Genomic DNA, 16,694 nt, shown 5'->3' with positions numbered 1-16,694 from the left:
TAAAAATAAAGGCTTTAAATGAAATTTCCGTAAATTACCACCACATTTTTAAACTAAAAACCGGTTTTAAAATAAAGTTTTTTATTTTTGCCGTCTAATCAAAATTAAAATAGAATATTATGTCAGACATTGCATCAAGAGTAAAAGCGATTATCGTTGACAAATTGGGAGTTGACGAGAATGAAGTGGTAAATGAAGCCAGCTTCACCAACGACTTGGGCGCCGATTCGTTAGACACTGTGGAATTGATCATGGAGTTTGAGAAAGAATTTGATATCCAGATTCCAGACGACCAGGCAGAAAACATTGCTACCGTAGGCCAGGCAATTTCTTATATCGAAAACGCAAAAGGATAGTTCTTTATGGAGTTAAAGCGAGTTGTAGTTACAGGTTTAGGGGCCTTAACGCCTATAGGTAACAATGTTGAAGCATATTGGAATGCCTTAATCGCCGGAAAAAGCGGTTCTGCACCCATTACGTATTTTGATGCCGAAAAATTCAAAACTAAATTCGCTTGTGAACTTAAAAATTTTGACGCCCTTGATTTTTTTGATCGCAAAGAAGCCAGAAAACTCGACAGGTTTGCACAATATGCCATAGTAGCCTCTGATGAAGCTATTAAAGATTCTGGAATTGAACTGAATGGTATAGACAAACATCGGGTTGGGGTTATATGGGGTGCAGGAATTGGGGGATTGGAAACTTTTCAGGACGAGGTTATTAATTTTGCCACCGGCGATGGAACGCCTCGTTTTAATCCGTTTTTTATTCCTAAGATGATCGCAGATATTGCCCCGGGTAATATCTCCATACGTCACGGTTTTATGGGACCTAATTATACTACAGTTTCAGCATGTGCCTCGGCCGCAAATGCAATGTTCGATGCCTTAAATTATATTCGCTTGGGATACGGTGATATCATTGTTTCCGGCGGATCTGAAGCGGCAGTGACCAAAGCAGGAATGGGCGGATTCAATGCCATGCACGCTTTATCTACCAGAAATGAAAGTCCCGAAACGGCTTCAAGACCTTTTGATGCAACCAGAGATGGTTTCGTTTTAGGGGAAGGGGCAGGAGCTTTGATTCTGGAAGAGTATGAGCATGCAAAGGCCCGGGGAGCAAAAATTTATGCTGAATTTGTTGGAGGTGGATTGTCATCAGATGCTTATCACATGACTGCCCCACATCCTGATGGAATTGGTGTAATTGCTGTGATGAAAAACTGTTTGCAAAATGCAAAAATGGTTCCGGAGGATGTAGACGCTATTAATACACATGGAACTTCAACCCCATTAGGAGACGTGGCAGAACTTAAGGCCATATCCCAGGTGTTTGGAGCGCATGCTAAAAATATTAATATCAATTCTACCAAATCCATGACCGGACATTTGTTGGGTGCCGCTGGAGCTATAGAAGCAATTTCTTCTATCCTTTCCATCACACACGGAATTGTGCCGCCTACAATCAATCATGAAAATCCAGATAGTAATATTGACCCTGCTTTAAATTTAACATTGAACAAAGCGCAAAAACGTGATGTTAACGTGGTTATGAGCAATACATTTGGGTTTGGAGGTCACAATGCCTGTGTTCTTTTTAAAAAATTTGATGAATAATCAATCACATGAGCGTTATTCGTAACATATTAAATTCCCGTTCTTCTAAAGGCGGGAATTTTTTTATATCAGTACAAAAAATCCTGGGTTTTAAACCCAAGGATATTGTTATTTATCAAAAAGCCTTTACGCATAGATCCCTTAACCAAAGGGATAAGGAAGGAAATGCCATCAACTTTGAAAGGCTGGAATTTCTGGGCGATGCCATGTTGGGTGCTGTAATCGCAGGGTATCTTTTTAAAACGGTGCCTGGCGGTAATGAGGGGTATCTTACAAAAATGCGTTCTAAGGTTGTGAGCAGGAAGCACTTAAATGAGCTTGGAAAAGACCTGAACCTTATAGGTCTTGTACAAACCAACATTCCAAAGGAACAATTTGGAGCCAATATTCACGGGAATTTATTTGAAGCACTTATAGGGGCTATTTATTGGGACAGAGGATACAAGTACTGCAAGCGCTTTATTTACGATCGCGTGATCAATCCATATGTAGACATTGAACAGCTGGAAGGAAAGGTAATAAGTTATAAAAGTTTATTGATAGAATGGTGCCAGAAAACCAAAAAGACCTTTAATTATGAGGTTTATGAAGATACCGGTAACGACGAGATCAAGCATTTTGCTGTAAAGCTTAGAATCGATGAAACGGTGGTTGCAAAAGCAAGGGCTACTTCTAAAAAAAAGGCAGAAGAAAAAGCTTCAAAACGGGCTTATTATGCCCTTCAAAATAAGATAGAGAATTAGAACTACATGCTAATTTACTATAACGTTTTCGTGAAAATAACCCAAAAAACAGGCTAAAAATCTGCTAAATTGGCATTCTTATTATATCTTTATCATTTAAGTGTAAAGATATGCTATCCCACAAGTTGATACTGGATGATGATGAAGAGGATTATCAACTTCTTGCAATTCATAGTTCTTTAGAAGAATTCAAAATGGCTTATTTGTTAAATAAGCACTTAGAGATCAATATGCGGCGATCCCGTCTCGATCTGGATTTTAACCATGGTTCTGTACTGGCCAATTATCCGCTTTACATTTTCAAAGAACCTGTGAAATACAGGAATTATTATCTTATAAAAAATAAATATAAAGGGCCGCTGAAAAAGGTTCTTAGTTCAGGATCACTTTTTAATGAAGATGAAGGCACTCCTCAACTCACCTATTTAATCCCGGAATTTAAAGAAGTGGATTTTTTCTTAAAGGTTGAAGAAGATATAGAGCCGGAACAACTTCAAAAACTTATTAATAGGATCGCTTTTATACCAAACGTGATCACTATTTATGCAGTTGATGCAAATCAACTTAAATCAAAAAATAATTTAATTTTAGAATAATGCCAGCAAATAAAAGAACAAAAATTGTAGCCACTTTAGGACCTGCAACGAGTACAAAAGCTGTTTTAAAAGATATGCTTGATGCCGGAGTAAATGTATTTCGGGTGAATTTTTCTCATGCAGACTATGAAGATGTAAAGGAACGCGTTCAGATGATTCGCGAATTGAATGAAGAATTTGGATATAGTGCCGCTATTCTTGCCGATTTGCAGGGTCCCAAATTGAGAGTTGGTACCATGAAGGAAGAGGTGATCGTGAATCCGGGAGATCAAATAACTTTTGTTACCGGAAAACCTTTTAAGGGTGATGCTTCCAGGGTGTATATGAATTACGCAACTTTCCCACAGGATGTACAAAAAGGAGAACGAATTCTTCTTGACGATGGGAAATTGATGTTCGAAATTGTGAGTACCAACCTGGTGGATGAAGTTGTTACCAAAGTTATACAGGGAGGTCCGCTAAAATCTAAAAAGGGGGTAAACCTTCCTAATACAAATATTTCTCTTCCGGCATTGACCGAAAAGGATATTAAAGATGCCATTTTCGCATGCAGTCTTGAGGTAGATTGGATGGCGCTTTCTTTTGTACGCCAGGAAAATGATTTGATAGAACTTCAAAATCTTATAAAAGAGCATAGCGAACATAAAATTCCAATTATTGCAAAAATTGAAAAGCCGGAAGGGGTAAAGAATATAGAAAAAATCGTGGCTTATTGTGACGGATTAATGGTAGCCCGCGGAGATTTGGGTGTGGAAATACCTGCACAGGAAGTGCCGTTAATACAGAAGCAATTAGTTTTAATCGCCAAAAAAGCCAGAATTCCTGTTATTATAGCAACTCAAATGATGGAAACCATGATCACTAGCCTTACTCCTACCAGGGCAGAGGTAAACGATGTGGCAAATTCTGTAATGGATGGAGCAGATGCAGTGATGTTAAGTGGGGAAACTTCTGTAGGGAATTATCCGGTGCAGGTAATTCAAAAAATGTCACAAATCATTAATGCTGTAGAAAATTCACCGCTAATTAAGGTCCCGCATGACCCACCACACATACGAACCAAACGATATATTACAAAATCTATTTGTTACCACGCAGCCATAATGGCAAATGAGATCAAGGCTAAAGCTATTTGTACTTTGACAAATAGTGGTTACACAGCCTTTCAAATCTCTGCCTGGAGACCGGAATCCAATATATTGGTGTTCACTTCTAACAGAAGAATACTATCACAATTAAGTTTGCTATGGGGAGTTAAAGCCTTCTTCTACGATAAATTTGTTAGTACAGATGAAACAATCGAGGACATCAACAATATAGCTAAAAATAAAGGCTTTGCAGATCACGGAGATTTCGTTATAAATCTTGCTGCTATGCCAATAGTAGATAAAGGAATGGTGAATACATTGAGGGTTTCTGAAATAGAATAACTGAAATAATTATACAATTAAAGCCACGATAGCTGCTATTTTTTAGTAGTGAATTCGTGGCTTTTTTTTATGGTTTTCAACATTCAAAACTCAAACTTCAGCTGCACCGCAATTTCTTCTTTCTTTTCTTTTTTTTCGGTATTGAGATTTGAAAGGCTAATTCCCAGAAGCCGGACAGATTCTTTCATCTTTTCCTGAAAAAGCAACTCTTTTGCACACTCCAGAACGAGATCTTTAGAAGAAATAAAATAAGGAAGGGTTTTACTGCGGGTATGTTGCGTAAAATCACTGTATTTAATTTTTAAGGTAACCGTTTTTCCGGCGACTTTGCTTTTTTGAAGCCTGCGTTCAATTTCTTCAGCAATATTTTGCAGTCGCTCCAGCATAAAAATTTCTGAAGAAATGTTGGTGTCAAATGTTCTCTCTGCGCCAAGGGATTTTCTAATACGATTTGGTTTTACTTCGCTTAGATGTATACCCCGAACTACATTATAGTAATGGAGTCCACTTTTTCCGAAGTTTTCTATGAGAAACTCCAGGGATTTTTGTTTCAAATCAAATCCGTTAAAAATTCCTAGCTGGTACATCTTTTCTGCAGTCACCTTTCCTACGCCGTGAAACTTCCTAACTTGCAACTTTTCAAGAAATTCTAAAACATCCTCTGGATTAATGGTTTTTTGGCCATTAGGTTTATTGATATCACTGGCAATTTTGGCAATAAATTTATTCACCGATATTCCCGCAGAAGCATTTAAACCTGTTTTATTCTTTATTTTTTCTCGAATTTCCCTTGCAATAAGCGTTGCACTGGGATTTCCCTTTTTATTTTCAGTAACATCAAGATAAGCTTCATCAAGGGAAAGTGGTTCTACCAGATCTGTATATTCAAGAAAAATAGCCCTTATCTGGTTTGAAATTTCCCGGTAACGCTCAAATCTAGGTTTTATAAATATTAAATCCGGGCAATTTCGTTTAGCGATCACACTGCTCATGGCACTTTTCACACCATATTTTCGCGCCTCATAACTTGCTGCAGCAACAACGCCTCGTTGTTCACTACCTCCCACCGCAAGTGCTTTTCCCCGCAATTCGGGATTGTCCAGCTGCTCTACAGAGGCATAAAAAGCATCCATATCAACATGGATAATTTTCCTTAAGGGCGTATGTTTTTCCACCTTGTAAATTTAATGAAACTTCGTTTTGTCAAGTCGTAGAAGAAGACAAAAAGATTCGTTGAATTAACTTTTTTTAAAAAATCAAACCCAAAATCCTATCTTTATGAATAGAAAGTAAAAAACTTTGGCTTTTAGCAAAGTTAAGATTTGGGGAACTATGAAAACAGCTATTTTATTAGGAGCTACCGGATTAACCGGTGGAATTTTGCTTCAGAAATTGTTAAAGAATCCAGCCTATGAAAAGGTCAAACTCTTTTCAAGATCCCCTGTTGCGGTTAGGGATGGAAAGATTGAAGAACATCTCATCGACATGTTTCGGCTGGATGAATATACAGAGCTTTTTGAAGCGGATGAGGTTTTTTGCTGTATTGGAACTACAAAAAGCAAAACCCCGGATACCGATACCTACCGGAAAATTGATTTCGGAATTCCGGTAGCCGCGGCCAAGCTTTGTAAAGAGAATGGGATTAATACCTTCCTCGTGATTTCGGCGCTTGGGGCTGATGCAAATAGTTCTACGTTCTACAACAAAATCAAAGGTAAAATGGAGGAGGCTGTTTTGTCTCAAAATATAAAAAACACGTATATTTTTCAGCCATCGCTTATTGCGGGAGATAGGGAGGAAAAAAGATTTTTTGAGAATCTGGCCAAAAATGCTTTTGAGATTTTGAATTTTATGATGCTTGGGCCTTTAAAAAAATATCGCTCTATTCATCCGGAAACAATTGCAAAAGCCATGATTATTGTTGCAAAACAAGGTCACAAAAAAAATAGTATAGAATCTGATGAGATTAAGGAAATAGCATCCTCCCTTTAAGTTAAAAAGAACTATGACAGAAATTGAACGAAAATTTTTGGTAAAATCTGATGCTTTTAAATCTGATGCATATCAAAAAACCAGGATCGTACAGGGGTTTTTAAACACCAATCCGGAGAGAACTGTCAGGATTAGGGTCAATGGTCCTCAGGCATTTCTTACCGTAAAAGGGAAATCCAGCGAAAATGGATTGAGCAGATTTGAGTGGGAAAAAGAAATAGAAGTAGAAGAAGCGGAGAATTTGTTGAAATTATGTGAACCAGGAATCATAGAAAAAGACCGATATCTGGTAAAAAATCAGGATCACATCTTTGAAGTGGACGAATTTCACGGGCAAAATAAAGGCTTGATAATAGCTGAAATTGAATTAAAGTCTGAAGAAGATAAATTTTTGAAACCGCTTTGGGTTGGAGAAGAAGTTACTGGAGATAACAGGTATTATAATTCGCAGTTAAGCAAAAAGCCATATAAAAACTGGTAGATGAAAACAGCAGACAAAATATTTATTCTTATAGTGGCGGTATTTTTCATGACTGCATGCAATGAACGTCCGGAAAACACCAGGGGAATACTTGCCGTGCCTGCGGTTAAGGCTGAAATGGAGAATGTTGAAGGACTTGAAGAAGAACTCAAAAATAATGGCTATCAAACTTTCACTTATAAAGAAGGTGATACTTCCTACCTGATGCAGCAATATTATATTGTTTTTTTAAAATCTGGCGATAATCGTTCTCAGGATTCCCTAACCTCGGCAAAACTTCAGGATCAACATATGGCGCACTTAAGCAGAATGTACAATGAAGGTTATACAAGTTTAACTGGACCTATGGGTGATGATGGGGAGTTGCGTGGAATTGTAATATATAATACCCCCACCCAAAAAGAAGCCGATAGTTTAGCAAGACTTGATCCTATGGTGATTGCTGGAAGATTAAAAGTGGAAGTTCATCCCTGGTGGGTTGCAAAAGGAGGAAAGTTAAACTAAATATTAAATTCAGTAATGAAAATATAACATACAAAAGCTTAAAATAAAAGGGCATTTTAACGAGGTTAGTAAAGATAGAAAAGCCGGAACAATGAATTAAACCTGTGCCGGAGAAAGCAGAATTACTATAGAACATATAGAAGTATATCCCTAATTAAAGGGAGAAGGCGTAGGGGGAAAAAATAGTATGTGATGCAGTAGAATTGCAAGGCAGGAGAGGAAAACCTGGAAATAATTCCGCAATGTACTTATGCAAACCACCTTTTGCAAAGCGATAACAATTTTTTGGATGCATTGTTATAAGACTTCACTATCTTAATTGAAAATTCATCTGTTTTTTTAAATGATTTAAAATTCTACTTATATGGCCTGGTACGTTTTATATGTTAAATCCAAATACGAAATAAAGGCGGCAACTACTTTAGAAAAAATGGGTATTGAAGTTTATTGTCCTGTCATAAAAGAAATGAGGCAATGGAGTGATAGAAAAAAAATGGTAACCAAACCACTGTTTAGTTCCTACTTGTTTATCAAAATCCAGGAACAGAACCGGGAAAAGGTATTTGATGTGACTGGAATAGTAAGATATGTCTATTGGCTCGGGAAGCCTGCTATGGTTCATGACGAAGAAATTGAAACAATCCGGGAATGGGTTGAAAGTGGAACGACAGAAAAAATAGTGGTAGAAGGATTGAGCCCGGGAGACAGGATAAAATTAAAATCTGGAGTTTTCAAAGATCAGGAAGCTAAAATAATCGACATAGGAAAAAATACTATGCGATTAATTTTGGTAGATATTGGTTTCACGGTAACAGTAAAATTAAAAGAAATTCAATCTTAAAGTCATTTATATTTAATGGTTTGTACGAAAGTTCTTTCAAAAAGAATTTTTATATCTAGAAAAAGTAACTTTTTAATTTTTGAAGCTTTAGATATTCCTAGGGTTTCCAATTCAAGCGATGCATTTTAACGAAATTTTTAGAATTTTAACGAATAATTCTTAAAGGGTTGGGTTTTATTTTTAAATTAGCAATAACAACCCCCCCAAGTTATTCCCCTTTTTTAGTTCCCTACATTTTAGTGATGTTATTGAAGCAATTGTAGTTTTCGTCTTGTTATGGTTTATGAATAATTAATTTCTACTCCATATACATACCGTTTTTCTACAATACAGCATAAGAAGATCCCCGTCTTCCTCAAACCCCCAATTTGTTGCTGCTGTTGTGCTTTCATATTTTAAAGATCCCCGCTTCTTGTTGAGTTATAAATTCGAATCCTACTATTAGGTGGGACTCAAAGGGCGGAGCCATGCCAGCTTCGGTAAAATCAACTTTTCAAGGCAGCACTCCAATTATTCAAATCAAGTTTGAGTACACATATAACAGGAATTAATTATGAAAACAGCACTTATTACCGGGGTGACAGGGCAGGATGGCGCTTATTTAAGTGAATTTTTACTTGGAAAAGGCTATATAGTTCACGGAATAAAAAGAAGAACTTCCCAGTTTAATACAGAGCGAATAGATCATTTATATCAGGATCCTCATGAGCAAAATAGGAATTTCATTCTTCACTATGGGGATTTAACAGACAGCACCAACCTAATACGATTGATACAACAAATTCAACCGGATGAAATATATAATTTAGGAGCCATGAGCCACGTTCAGGTTTCATTTGAGATTCCGGAATATACAGGTAATACAGATGGGTTAGGTACCTTGCGTATTCTTGAAGCCGTACGTTTACTGGGAATGGAAAAGCAAACCAGAATTTACCAGGCATCTACTTCAGAACTTTATGGAAAAGTCCAGGAGGTTCCTCAAACAGAAACTACTCCCTTCTATCCCAGAAGTCCTTACGCAGTGGCTAAACTTTATGCATACTGGATGACGGTCAATTACAGGGAAGCTTATAACATGTTTGCCTGCAACGGGATTCTTTTTAATCATGAGTCCCCCATACGAGGAGAGACTTTTGTTACAAGAAAAATTACCAGGGCTGCTGCCAGGATAGCTTTAGGTTTGCAGGAAAAGTTGTACCTGGGGAATCTGGATGCCAGAAGGGATTGGGGTCATGCTAAAGATTATGTAAGAATGATGTGGATGATTTTACAGGCCGAAGAACCCGAGGATTGGGTAATCGCTACCGGGAAAACCACTACAGTAAGAGATTTCGTGAAAATGGCCTTTGCAGAAGCGGGAATAAAAATTAGGTTTGAGGGAGTTGGGATTGAGGAAGTAGGAATAGTGGAAAACTGTAGCTTTCCCGAGTATCAACTGGCTGAAGGAAAAGAAGTACTTGCGATAGATCCCAAATACTTCAGACCAACAGAAGTAGACCTTCTGGTAGGTAACGCCGAAAAAGCAAATAAAAAACTGGGATGGATTCCTGAATACGGCCTAAATGACTTAATCAGGGAAATGATGGAAAGTGATTTGCTTCTAATGCAAAAGGAGCAATATTTGAAAGATGTTGGTTATAAAGTTTTGAACTATTTTGAATAAAAATTTTGCTTTTTGAACCTCAAAATTATAATTGGTACTTATAACCGTTAACCTCTGTTTGGGTTAATAAGTAAGATTTCCAGATAAAAAAATTTAGATAAATTCCCCCTTTAACATCTTGAGTGAAATGAACAGAGATTCCAGAATATATATTGCCGGCCATCAGGGAATGGTGGGCAGTGCTATCCTCAACAATCTTAATGCTAAGGGATACCAAAATTTAATTTTGAAAACGCATCAGGAATTGGATTTAATAGATTCGAATGCTGTAAAACAGTTTTTCGAAAATGAAGATCCTGAATATGTAATTCTCGCTGCAGCAAAGGTTGGAGGCATCGTAGCAAATAATACCTACAGAGCCGATTTCATTTATGAAAACCTGATGATCCAGACAAATGTCATTCATCAGGCTTTCCTTCATCGCGTTAAAAAGCTTTTGTTTTTAGGCAGTACCTGCATTTATCCCAGGGATAGTCCACAGCCAATTAAAGAAGAATATCTTTTGACAGATCCCCTGGAATATACCAATGAACCATATGCAATAGCCAAAATAGCAGGGATTAAAATGTGTGAAAGTTATAACTTACAATACGGGACTAATTTTATTGCTGTAATGCCTACAAACCTTTATGGTCCAAGAGACAATTTTAATTTGGAAACTTCGCACGTACTACCGGCATTGATTAGGAAGATCCATTTGGGAAAAGCTTTGGAAGAAAATGATTGGATCGCTATTGCCGATGATTTTAACAGGCGACCGTTAGAAGGAATGGATGGCAGCCAGGGAAAAAAACAAATGCTTGCGATTCTAAGCAAATATGGAATAAAACCCATCTCCAATCAAATGAATTCAGACCTACAAAATGAGGAGGATTTTAAAAATGTCTCCGTTGAAATATGGGGCAGTGGAAAGCAAATCAGAGAATTTTTATGGAGCGATGATATGGCCGAAGCTTGTGCTTTTTTAATGGAGAATATCGACTTTATTGATTTAATTCCGAAAGATCAACCTGAAAATGAAGTGAGGAATTCTCAAATAAATATAGGCACTGGTAGAGAAATAACAATAGCCCATCTTGCAGAAATAGTAAAAATCATTATAAAATTTGAAGGAAAACTGGTTTTTAATACAAGTAAACCTGAAGGCACGGCACGTAAACTTACAGATGTTTCAAAACTTCGGGCCCTGGGCTGGAAATATTCAGTAGAACTGGATGAAGGAATAAACAGATTGTATAGGTGGTATAAATCCAGTATATATCATACTACCAATGTTAGGTAGTTTTTATTTGTTCCTGCCAATATGGATTATTAAATATTGTCAACTTATTTAGGTTCCTTGGTTTTAAATGAAATCAAAAAGAAAACAAAAAGAAAGCATTTCGGAGTTTTAGCGCAAAATCATCAAACTATATTGTTTTTTATTGATTTGATGAATGACTTCCTTCTGAAATTCGGGCTCAGTTGCTAAACAAATATTCAATTGGAAACAGATTTTATTATTGAAGGACAAAATAACTCAGTTCATTTAATAAATGCTATTCACCGGCATTTATAAGTAGTTTTTCTAGCGCAAAACATCTAATAACGGAAGAAATCAATACTATATAAGCAATTTTATTACCAGATAAAGCTTATTAAGCTATTCGAAAAATCTACTCTTCTTTAAATTTCCATGACACATTCTTTTTTTCCTTTAAATAAAAATTTCTTTAAAAACTTTTGGGTTAGCTGGCTGTTATCGATTAGTATTATTTTTTTAATTTTCCTTGGAACGGTTGATAAAGGAGCATACCTACATCCAGATGAATTTGTAATAATTGATTTAGGTAAGAATATTTTAAATCCTAATGTTGACTGGTCCATCGCTTGGGTTATTGAACAGCAAAAACCAGCAATATTAATTTCATATATAGGGGCTACTATTCAGGAAATTGTATTCGAGTACTTTGGACAGTTCGGTCCAAGAATCTTCGCGATTTTAGGTGCGCTTGCTGCAGCAACAGCATTAGTAAAATATCTATTATTAAGGGGTGTTTCTATAAGACCCACATTTTTCTTGGGCCTAATTTTTCTTCTTGACCCTCTCATAGTGCAAGCTTTTACGATAGGAAGGATAGATGGATGGGTTATGTTTTTATGCATAAGTTGTTGTTGGGTTCTTCGATCTGAAATCAATTTTTTTGCTAGTAAGAAGTCTAATTTAAATACTAAATTTTTATTTGCAGGGAGTCTAATTAGCTTAGCGATTTTCACTTGGCCTTCTGCAATTTTTTTCTTTCCTCTTATTGGACTTGAACTCAGTGAACAAATAAGTTATGAATGGAAAAACGAAAAGAGAATAAGAGTAATATTAAATATTTTGTTTCTATTTATGTTTGGGGCAGTAATTTCAATTGCCTTATTGGTTTTACCTTTTTCAGAACAACTATTCTCTCAATGGAGTCTTATCAAGGAAACAATTACTTATAATACTCATGCTGGATCCTCTGATATTAATGGATTCAATACTGCTTTAGAAAATTCGATTGAATTATTGAGGGTTTTAAAGTTTAGTCCTTTTGTAGTTTTGCTTGCTATAATATCATTAATCAAATTTAAACAGACATATTTGTTCGTGGCTATACTGGCTGTAATAATTCTAATGTTAATTACGGTCGTTTATATTAACCGTGTTCAATACTTAGTTCCTTATTTCATTATAGGGATTGGTTTGTTATATAACAAAGATTATAGTAAAAGTGACCCCCGTTCCCTCATATTTAGCGGTATATATACACTACTTTTTTGGTCTATTGGATTATCCCTTATAGTGCGTTCATTTCTAGCCTTTGATGGGAAAGCAGAGCGGGATAGGGGACTTTTGGATAAGGCTGCTTTTTCTATGGTTGGTTATGGAGACCATAAAGTTTATATTCCTCATGAGTTTTATTATTCTGGACGATCTTTGAATTGGAAGATGTACAAAATTTATGAAGCCCATAATGATCCTTTGAACCTAGAAACCTGGGAAAAGATTCTTCCTAATGTAGATTTCATAATTGTACGAGAATATTCAAAAAGTTTTCAAAAATCAATTGAAAATGCAGGATTGGTAGACAGGGGCATTTATCATATTTATGAAGAACCACCAAAACCCTTTGACGGTATTACTAATAATGAAGTAAGAATTCGAAACTTGTATTCTATTTTCAGGAAGCCTTACGGTCCTTACAGACTTTATGCTAGGGAATAAATAATTTCCTGAATAATTATTAGTTGAGTAAATCAATTAAACTAATATAATCTGACTTCCATTAATTGTAGCAATTTGTTATTAGGGTCTAGTCAAGATTAAAAAAGTAGAATTCTTATACCCTATACTAAGTTTACGAATACAGCAACTAAAAATTGGTCTATTCAGGAATATTTAGAATGAAATAGAAACCCCGGTTTCTATGATCAAGCTCCACGGTAATTTATAAACTAATTAAACTATTAAACGTGAAATTATGATAAATATAGGCATAATAGGCTATGGGTATTGGGGACCTAACTTAGTTCGAAATTTTTTTGCAGTAAATGGTTGTAGTGTAAAAATTGTAGCAGATTCTCGTTCTGCAAGGCTGCAAGAACTCAGGAAAATATATCCCACAATTAAGGCAGTAAATGATGGTAATGAAATTATTCTTGATCGTGAAATTGATGCAGTAATTATCGCTACACCGGTGTGTACACATTTTAAGTTGGCTCATAAGGCACTTTTAGAAGGGAAGCACGTACTTATAGAAAAACCCATGACTTCCTCGGTGGAGGAAGCTGAGATTCTAATTAATTTGGCTGAGCAAAAGAACTTGCTGCTTATGGTAGATCATACGTTCTTATATACCGGTGCAGTTCAAAAAATGAAACAATTAGTAGATAGTAAGGAGCTGGGTTGTATCAAATATCTTGACTCAACCAGAATAAATTTAGGTCTTTTTCAATCTGATATTAATGTGCTTTGGGATCTTGCACCCCATGACTTATCTATTCTTAGTTATATAGTTGATGAGCAACCTTACAGCGTTAATGCCAGAGGGATAACCCACACATGCAATAAAATAGAGAATATCGCTTATCTCACCGTGAATTTTAAATCTGGATTGATAGCTCATTTTAATTGTTCATGGACAAGTCCTGTAAAAGTGAGAATGATGTTATTAGGAGGAGACGAAAAGATGATTCTCTATAATGATCTCGAACCCACAGAAAAAATAAAAATATACGATTCAGGATATAGTTATGCGAACGATGAAGAGAAGAACCAGGTGATGGTAGATTATAGAGTTGGTGATATTCATGTTCCCAAACTTGCTACTACCGAAGCCTTACTTAGTATGGCGAACGATTTTATATACTGTATCCATGAGAAAAAACAACCTAGATCGTCCTGTTACTTAGGTTTGGATGTAGTCAGAATTCTTGAAGCATCAAACGAATCTATAAAACATCAGGGAAAAGAGGTTGTATTACAAGCCTCTAAAATACCAATTGCATTTAATTCATATTAAGTAAGTAAATTATGGATACAGTTACAATAGATAATGAAAAGCAAAGCTTACATAATGTAAAACTAGGTAAGCGGGTAAAGATCTACAACTTCGTGAATGCTTATGGATGTAGCATAGATGACGGGTCTAAAATAGGCACGTTTGTAGAGATACAAAAAGGAGCAACGATTGGTAAGAATTGTAAAATATCAAGTCATACATTCATATGCGAGGGAGTGCATATTGCTGATAATGTTTTTGTTGGTCATAATGTCACCTTTATAAACGATAAGTTTCCCAGGGCAACAAATGATGATGGCACCCAGCAGACAGATGCAGATTGGAAGTGTGTTGAAACTTATGTGGAAGAGGGGGCATCTATAGGCTCCAGTGCAACTATTCTTTGCGGATTGCGGATAGGGAAAAGGGCCATTATTGGAGCAGGCTCTATCGTTACTAAAGATGTGCCTGAAAATGCTGTGGTGGCGGGTAACCCTGCCAAAGTGATTAAATATTTAGATATAAAATTAGTGTAATATGAACAATTCAGCAATTCAAGAGAAGATCTCATGTCTAGACCTTAAAGGTCAACATCAACAAATTAAAGAAGAAGTGTTTAAAGCTTTTGAAAAGGTGTATGAAAACACCGCGTTTTCAGGAGGTACTTTTGTTGAAGAATTTGAGAATAACTTTGCGACTTTCTGCCAAACAAAGTATGCAGTAGGAGTCAATAATGGAACCTCTGCACTCCACCTTGCCATGATTGCTTTAGGTATAGGAAAAGGAGACGAGGTTATAATTCCCGCCAACACCTTTATAGCTACCGCTTGGGGAGTTTCTTATACCGGGGCTACACCTGTTTTTGCGGATTGTACATCGAATACCTGGCAATTGGATGCATCGAAGTTAGAAGAGAAAATCACGCCTAATACAAAAGCAATTATAGGGGTACATCTATACGGACAGCCTTTTGATATAGATGCTGTTAGTCTTATATGCAAGAAAAACAACCTTTTTTTATTGGAAGATGCTGCCCAGGCCCATGGTGCCAAGTATAAATTATCTTCAGTTGGAAGTTTTGGGGAAATGGCCTGTTTCAGTTTTTATCCGGGTAAGAATTTGGGTGCCTGTGGCGAAGCAGGTGGTATTGTAACCAATAACGAAAATTATTATAAACACTTGTTAAGCCTTAGAAATCATGGATCTATAGTGCGCTATTATCATAATGAAATTGGATTTAATATGCGCATGGGAGGGCTGGAGGCGGCTTCGCTTAATGTAAAATTGAAATATCTTCCAAACTGGAATGATCGCAGAAGAGAAATTGGGAAGCGTTATCAACAGGAAATTAAAAATGATATTATAAAATTACAGGCTCAACCAAATTGGTCTCAATCAGTTTATCATTTGTTTGTAATAACAACAGAAAATAGAGAAGGGTTGATAAAATATCTTAATGAAAATAATATTTCCCCAGGTCTTCATTATCCAGTTCCCTGTCACTTGCAGGAGGCCTACGCTCATTTGGGATATAAAGAAGGGGATTGTCCAAATGCTGAATACTTAGCCAATCACTGCCTTTCTTTACCCATGTATGCTGAATTAACAGATATGGAAGTTGGCCATGTGATAGAAGTACTAAATGAATATAGGAATGTCTAAGAAAAAGTTGGTTATTTTTCCTTTTAATGGCAACGGAATAGAGGCGCTGGACTGTATTAGTTTTGAGGAATATGATTTTTTAGGCTTTGTTGATGACGATCCTTTAAAAAAGTCTGAAAAATATTCTATTTACTCTCGCGATATTCTACGTAATCGAAAAGAGGTCTTTGTGCTAGCGGTTCCGGGAAGTCCTGCCTCCTTTCGGGAAAGGAAAGAACTAATTGGCTCATTGGGAATAAAAAATTTTGAGAGATACATAACTGCAATACATCCCAATGCCTCCGTAGGCAGAAATGTAAAAATAGGAGACAACTGTCTTATAATGGCAGGCGTAGTTATTACCAGCAATGCCCAGGTCAAAAACCATGTGTGTATTTTGCCTAATACAGTAATTCACCATGATTCAGTGGTTAACGACTATACTCTTATTGGGAGCAATGTTGTGGTGGCCGGGGGAACCACTATAGGAGAAGGCTGCTACATAGGAAGTGGTACTACAATTATAAACGGTGTTTGTATAGGCGATTTCACGCTGGTAGGTTTAGGAAGCAATGTTTTGCACAATGTGGGGGGACATGCAAAAATGGTAGGAAATCCTGCCAGAAATTTGAATTCCCACAATAATTAAGAAGACGACTTTATTCTTTCAATT

Annotated in this window: 17 protein-coding genes; 16 read left to right on the top strand and 1 reads right to left on the bottom strand. The window is 36.4% G+C overall.

Going from position 1 to position 16,694, the window contains the following annotated elements; genetic code table 11:
• Positions 1-119: 119 nt before the first annotated feature.
• The 5 genes from GILLI_RS09800 to pyk all read left to right on the top strand — a co-directional run bounded on the left by GILLI_RS09800 (position 120) and on the right by pyk (position 4,385).
• Entirely contained in the window at positions 120-356 is a 237-nt protein-coding gene (locus GILLI_RS09800) for an acyl carrier protein (protein WP_006988954.1), read from the top strand.
• Positions 357-362: 6 nt separating this feature from the next.
• Complete coding sequence (gene fabF / locus GILLI_RS09795) at positions 363-1,616, top strand: beta-ketoacyl-ACP synthase II (protein ID WP_006988953.1); 1,254 nt, start codon at positions 363-365, stop codon at positions 1,614-1,616.
• Between the two features lie 8 nt (positions 1,617-1,624).
• Positions 1,625-2,359: a ribonuclease III gene (gene rnc / locus GILLI_RS09790; RefSeq protein WP_006988952.1), complete on the top strand. Its 735-nt coding sequence runs from the start codon at positions 1,625-1,627 to the stop codon at positions 2,357-2,359.
• 110 nt (positions 2,360-2,469) lie between these two features.
• A complete protein-coding gene (locus GILLI_RS09785; RefSeq protein ID WP_006988951.1) occupies positions 2,470-2,955 on the top strand; it encodes an IPExxxVDY family protein in 486 nt (161 codons plus the stop codon).
• Entirely contained in the window at positions 2,955-4,385 is a 1,431-nt protein-coding gene (gene pyk / locus GILLI_RS09780; protein ID WP_006988950.1) for a pyruvate kinase, read from the top strand. Before GILLI_RS09785 ends, pyk begins: the two co-directional genes overlap by 1 nt.
• Before the next feature lie 83 nt (positions 4,386-4,468).
• Here pyk and dinB read toward each other — a convergent pair whose 3' ends face one another.
• A complete protein-coding gene (gene dinB, locus GILLI_RS09775) occupies positions 4,469-5,560 on the bottom strand; it encodes a DNA polymerase IV (protein WP_040506564.1) in 1,092 nt (363 codons plus the stop codon).
• Positions 5,561-5,717: 157 nt separating this feature from the next.
• Between dinB and GILLI_RS09770 the strand changes: the two genes are divergently transcribed.
• The 11 genes from GILLI_RS09770 (at position 5,718) to GILLI_RS09720 (ending at position 16,670) form a co-directional block, all read left to right on the top strand.
• On the top strand, positions 5,718-6,377 hold the full coding sequence (locus GILLI_RS09770; RefSeq protein WP_040506563.1) for an NAD(P)H-binding protein: 660 nt from the start codon (positions 5,718-5,720) through the stop codon (positions 6,375-6,377).
• 13 nt (positions 6,378-6,390) lie between these two features.
• On the top strand, positions 6,391-6,858 hold the full coding sequence (locus GILLI_RS09765; RefSeq protein WP_006988947.1) for a CYTH domain-containing protein: 468 nt from the start codon (positions 6,391-6,393) through the stop codon (positions 6,856-6,858).
• On the top strand, positions 6,859-7,362 hold the full coding sequence (locus GILLI_RS09760; RefSeq protein WP_006988946.1) for a YciI family protein: 504 nt from the start codon (positions 6,859-6,861) through the stop codon (positions 7,360-7,362).
• Between the two features lie 364 nt (positions 7,363-7,726).
• Entirely contained in the window at positions 7,727-8,203 is a 477-nt protein-coding gene (locus GILLI_RS09755; protein ID WP_006988945.1) for a UpxY family transcription antiterminator, read from the top strand.
• A 553-nt stretch (positions 8,204-8,756) separates the two neighbouring features.
• Positions 8,757-9,869 (top strand): GDP-mannose 4,6-dehydratase, encoded by a 1,113-nt coding sequence (gmd, locus tag GILLI_RS09750; RefSeq protein ID WP_006988944.1) that lies wholly within the window; start codon positions 8,757-8,759, stop codon positions 9,867-9,869.
• A 127-nt stretch (positions 9,870-9,996) separates the two neighbouring features.
• Positions 9,997-11,151 carry a GDP-L-fucose synthase family protein gene (locus GILLI_RS09745; protein ID WP_006988943.1) on the top strand — a complete coding sequence of 385 codons (1,155 nt, stop codon included), beginning with the start codon at positions 9,997-9,999 and terminating at the stop codon, positions 11,149-11,151.
• A gap of 393 nt (positions 11,152-11,544) precedes the next feature.
• The gene (locus GILLI_RS09740; RefSeq protein WP_006988942.1) at positions 11,545-13,104 is read left to right on the top strand and encodes a glycosyltransferase 87 family protein; all 1,560 of its coding nucleotides are present in this window, start codon (positions 11,545-11,547) and stop codon (positions 13,102-13,104) included.
• A gap of 256 nt (positions 13,105-13,360) precedes the next feature.
• A complete protein-coding gene (locus GILLI_RS09735) occupies positions 13,361-14,401 on the top strand; it encodes a Gfo/Idh/MocA family protein (RefSeq protein ID WP_006988941.1) in 1,041 nt (346 codons plus the stop codon).
• 11 nt (positions 14,402-14,412) lie between these two features.
• Complete coding sequence (locus GILLI_RS18925) at positions 14,413-14,916, top strand: acyltransferase (protein WP_006988940.1); 504 nt, start codon at positions 14,413-14,415, stop codon at positions 14,914-14,916.
• Between the two features lies 1 nt (position 14,917).
• Positions 14,918-16,042 (top strand): DegT/DnrJ/EryC1/StrS family aminotransferase, encoded by a 1,125-nt coding sequence (locus GILLI_RS09725; RefSeq protein ID WP_006988939.1) that lies wholly within the window; start codon positions 14,918-14,920, stop codon positions 16,040-16,042.
• Positions 16,035-16,670, top strand: a complete 636-nt coding sequence (locus GILLI_RS09720; protein ID WP_006988938.1) for an acetyltransferase — start codon at positions 16,035-16,037, stop codon at positions 16,668-16,670. The genes GILLI_RS09725 and GILLI_RS09720 overlap by 8 nt, the downstream gene beginning before the upstream one ends.
• Positions 16,671-16,694 lie beyond the last annotated feature (24 nt).

It is taken from the genome of Gillisia limnaea DSM 15749 (assembly GCF_000243235.1).
GTDB classification, from domain to species: Bacteria; Bacteroidota; Bacteroidia; order Flavobacteriales; family Flavobacteriaceae; genus Gillisia; species Gillisia limnaea.
The sequence above is the reverse complement of the archived record's forward strand: the minus strand, read 5'-3'. Positions and strand labels throughout refer to the sequence as shown.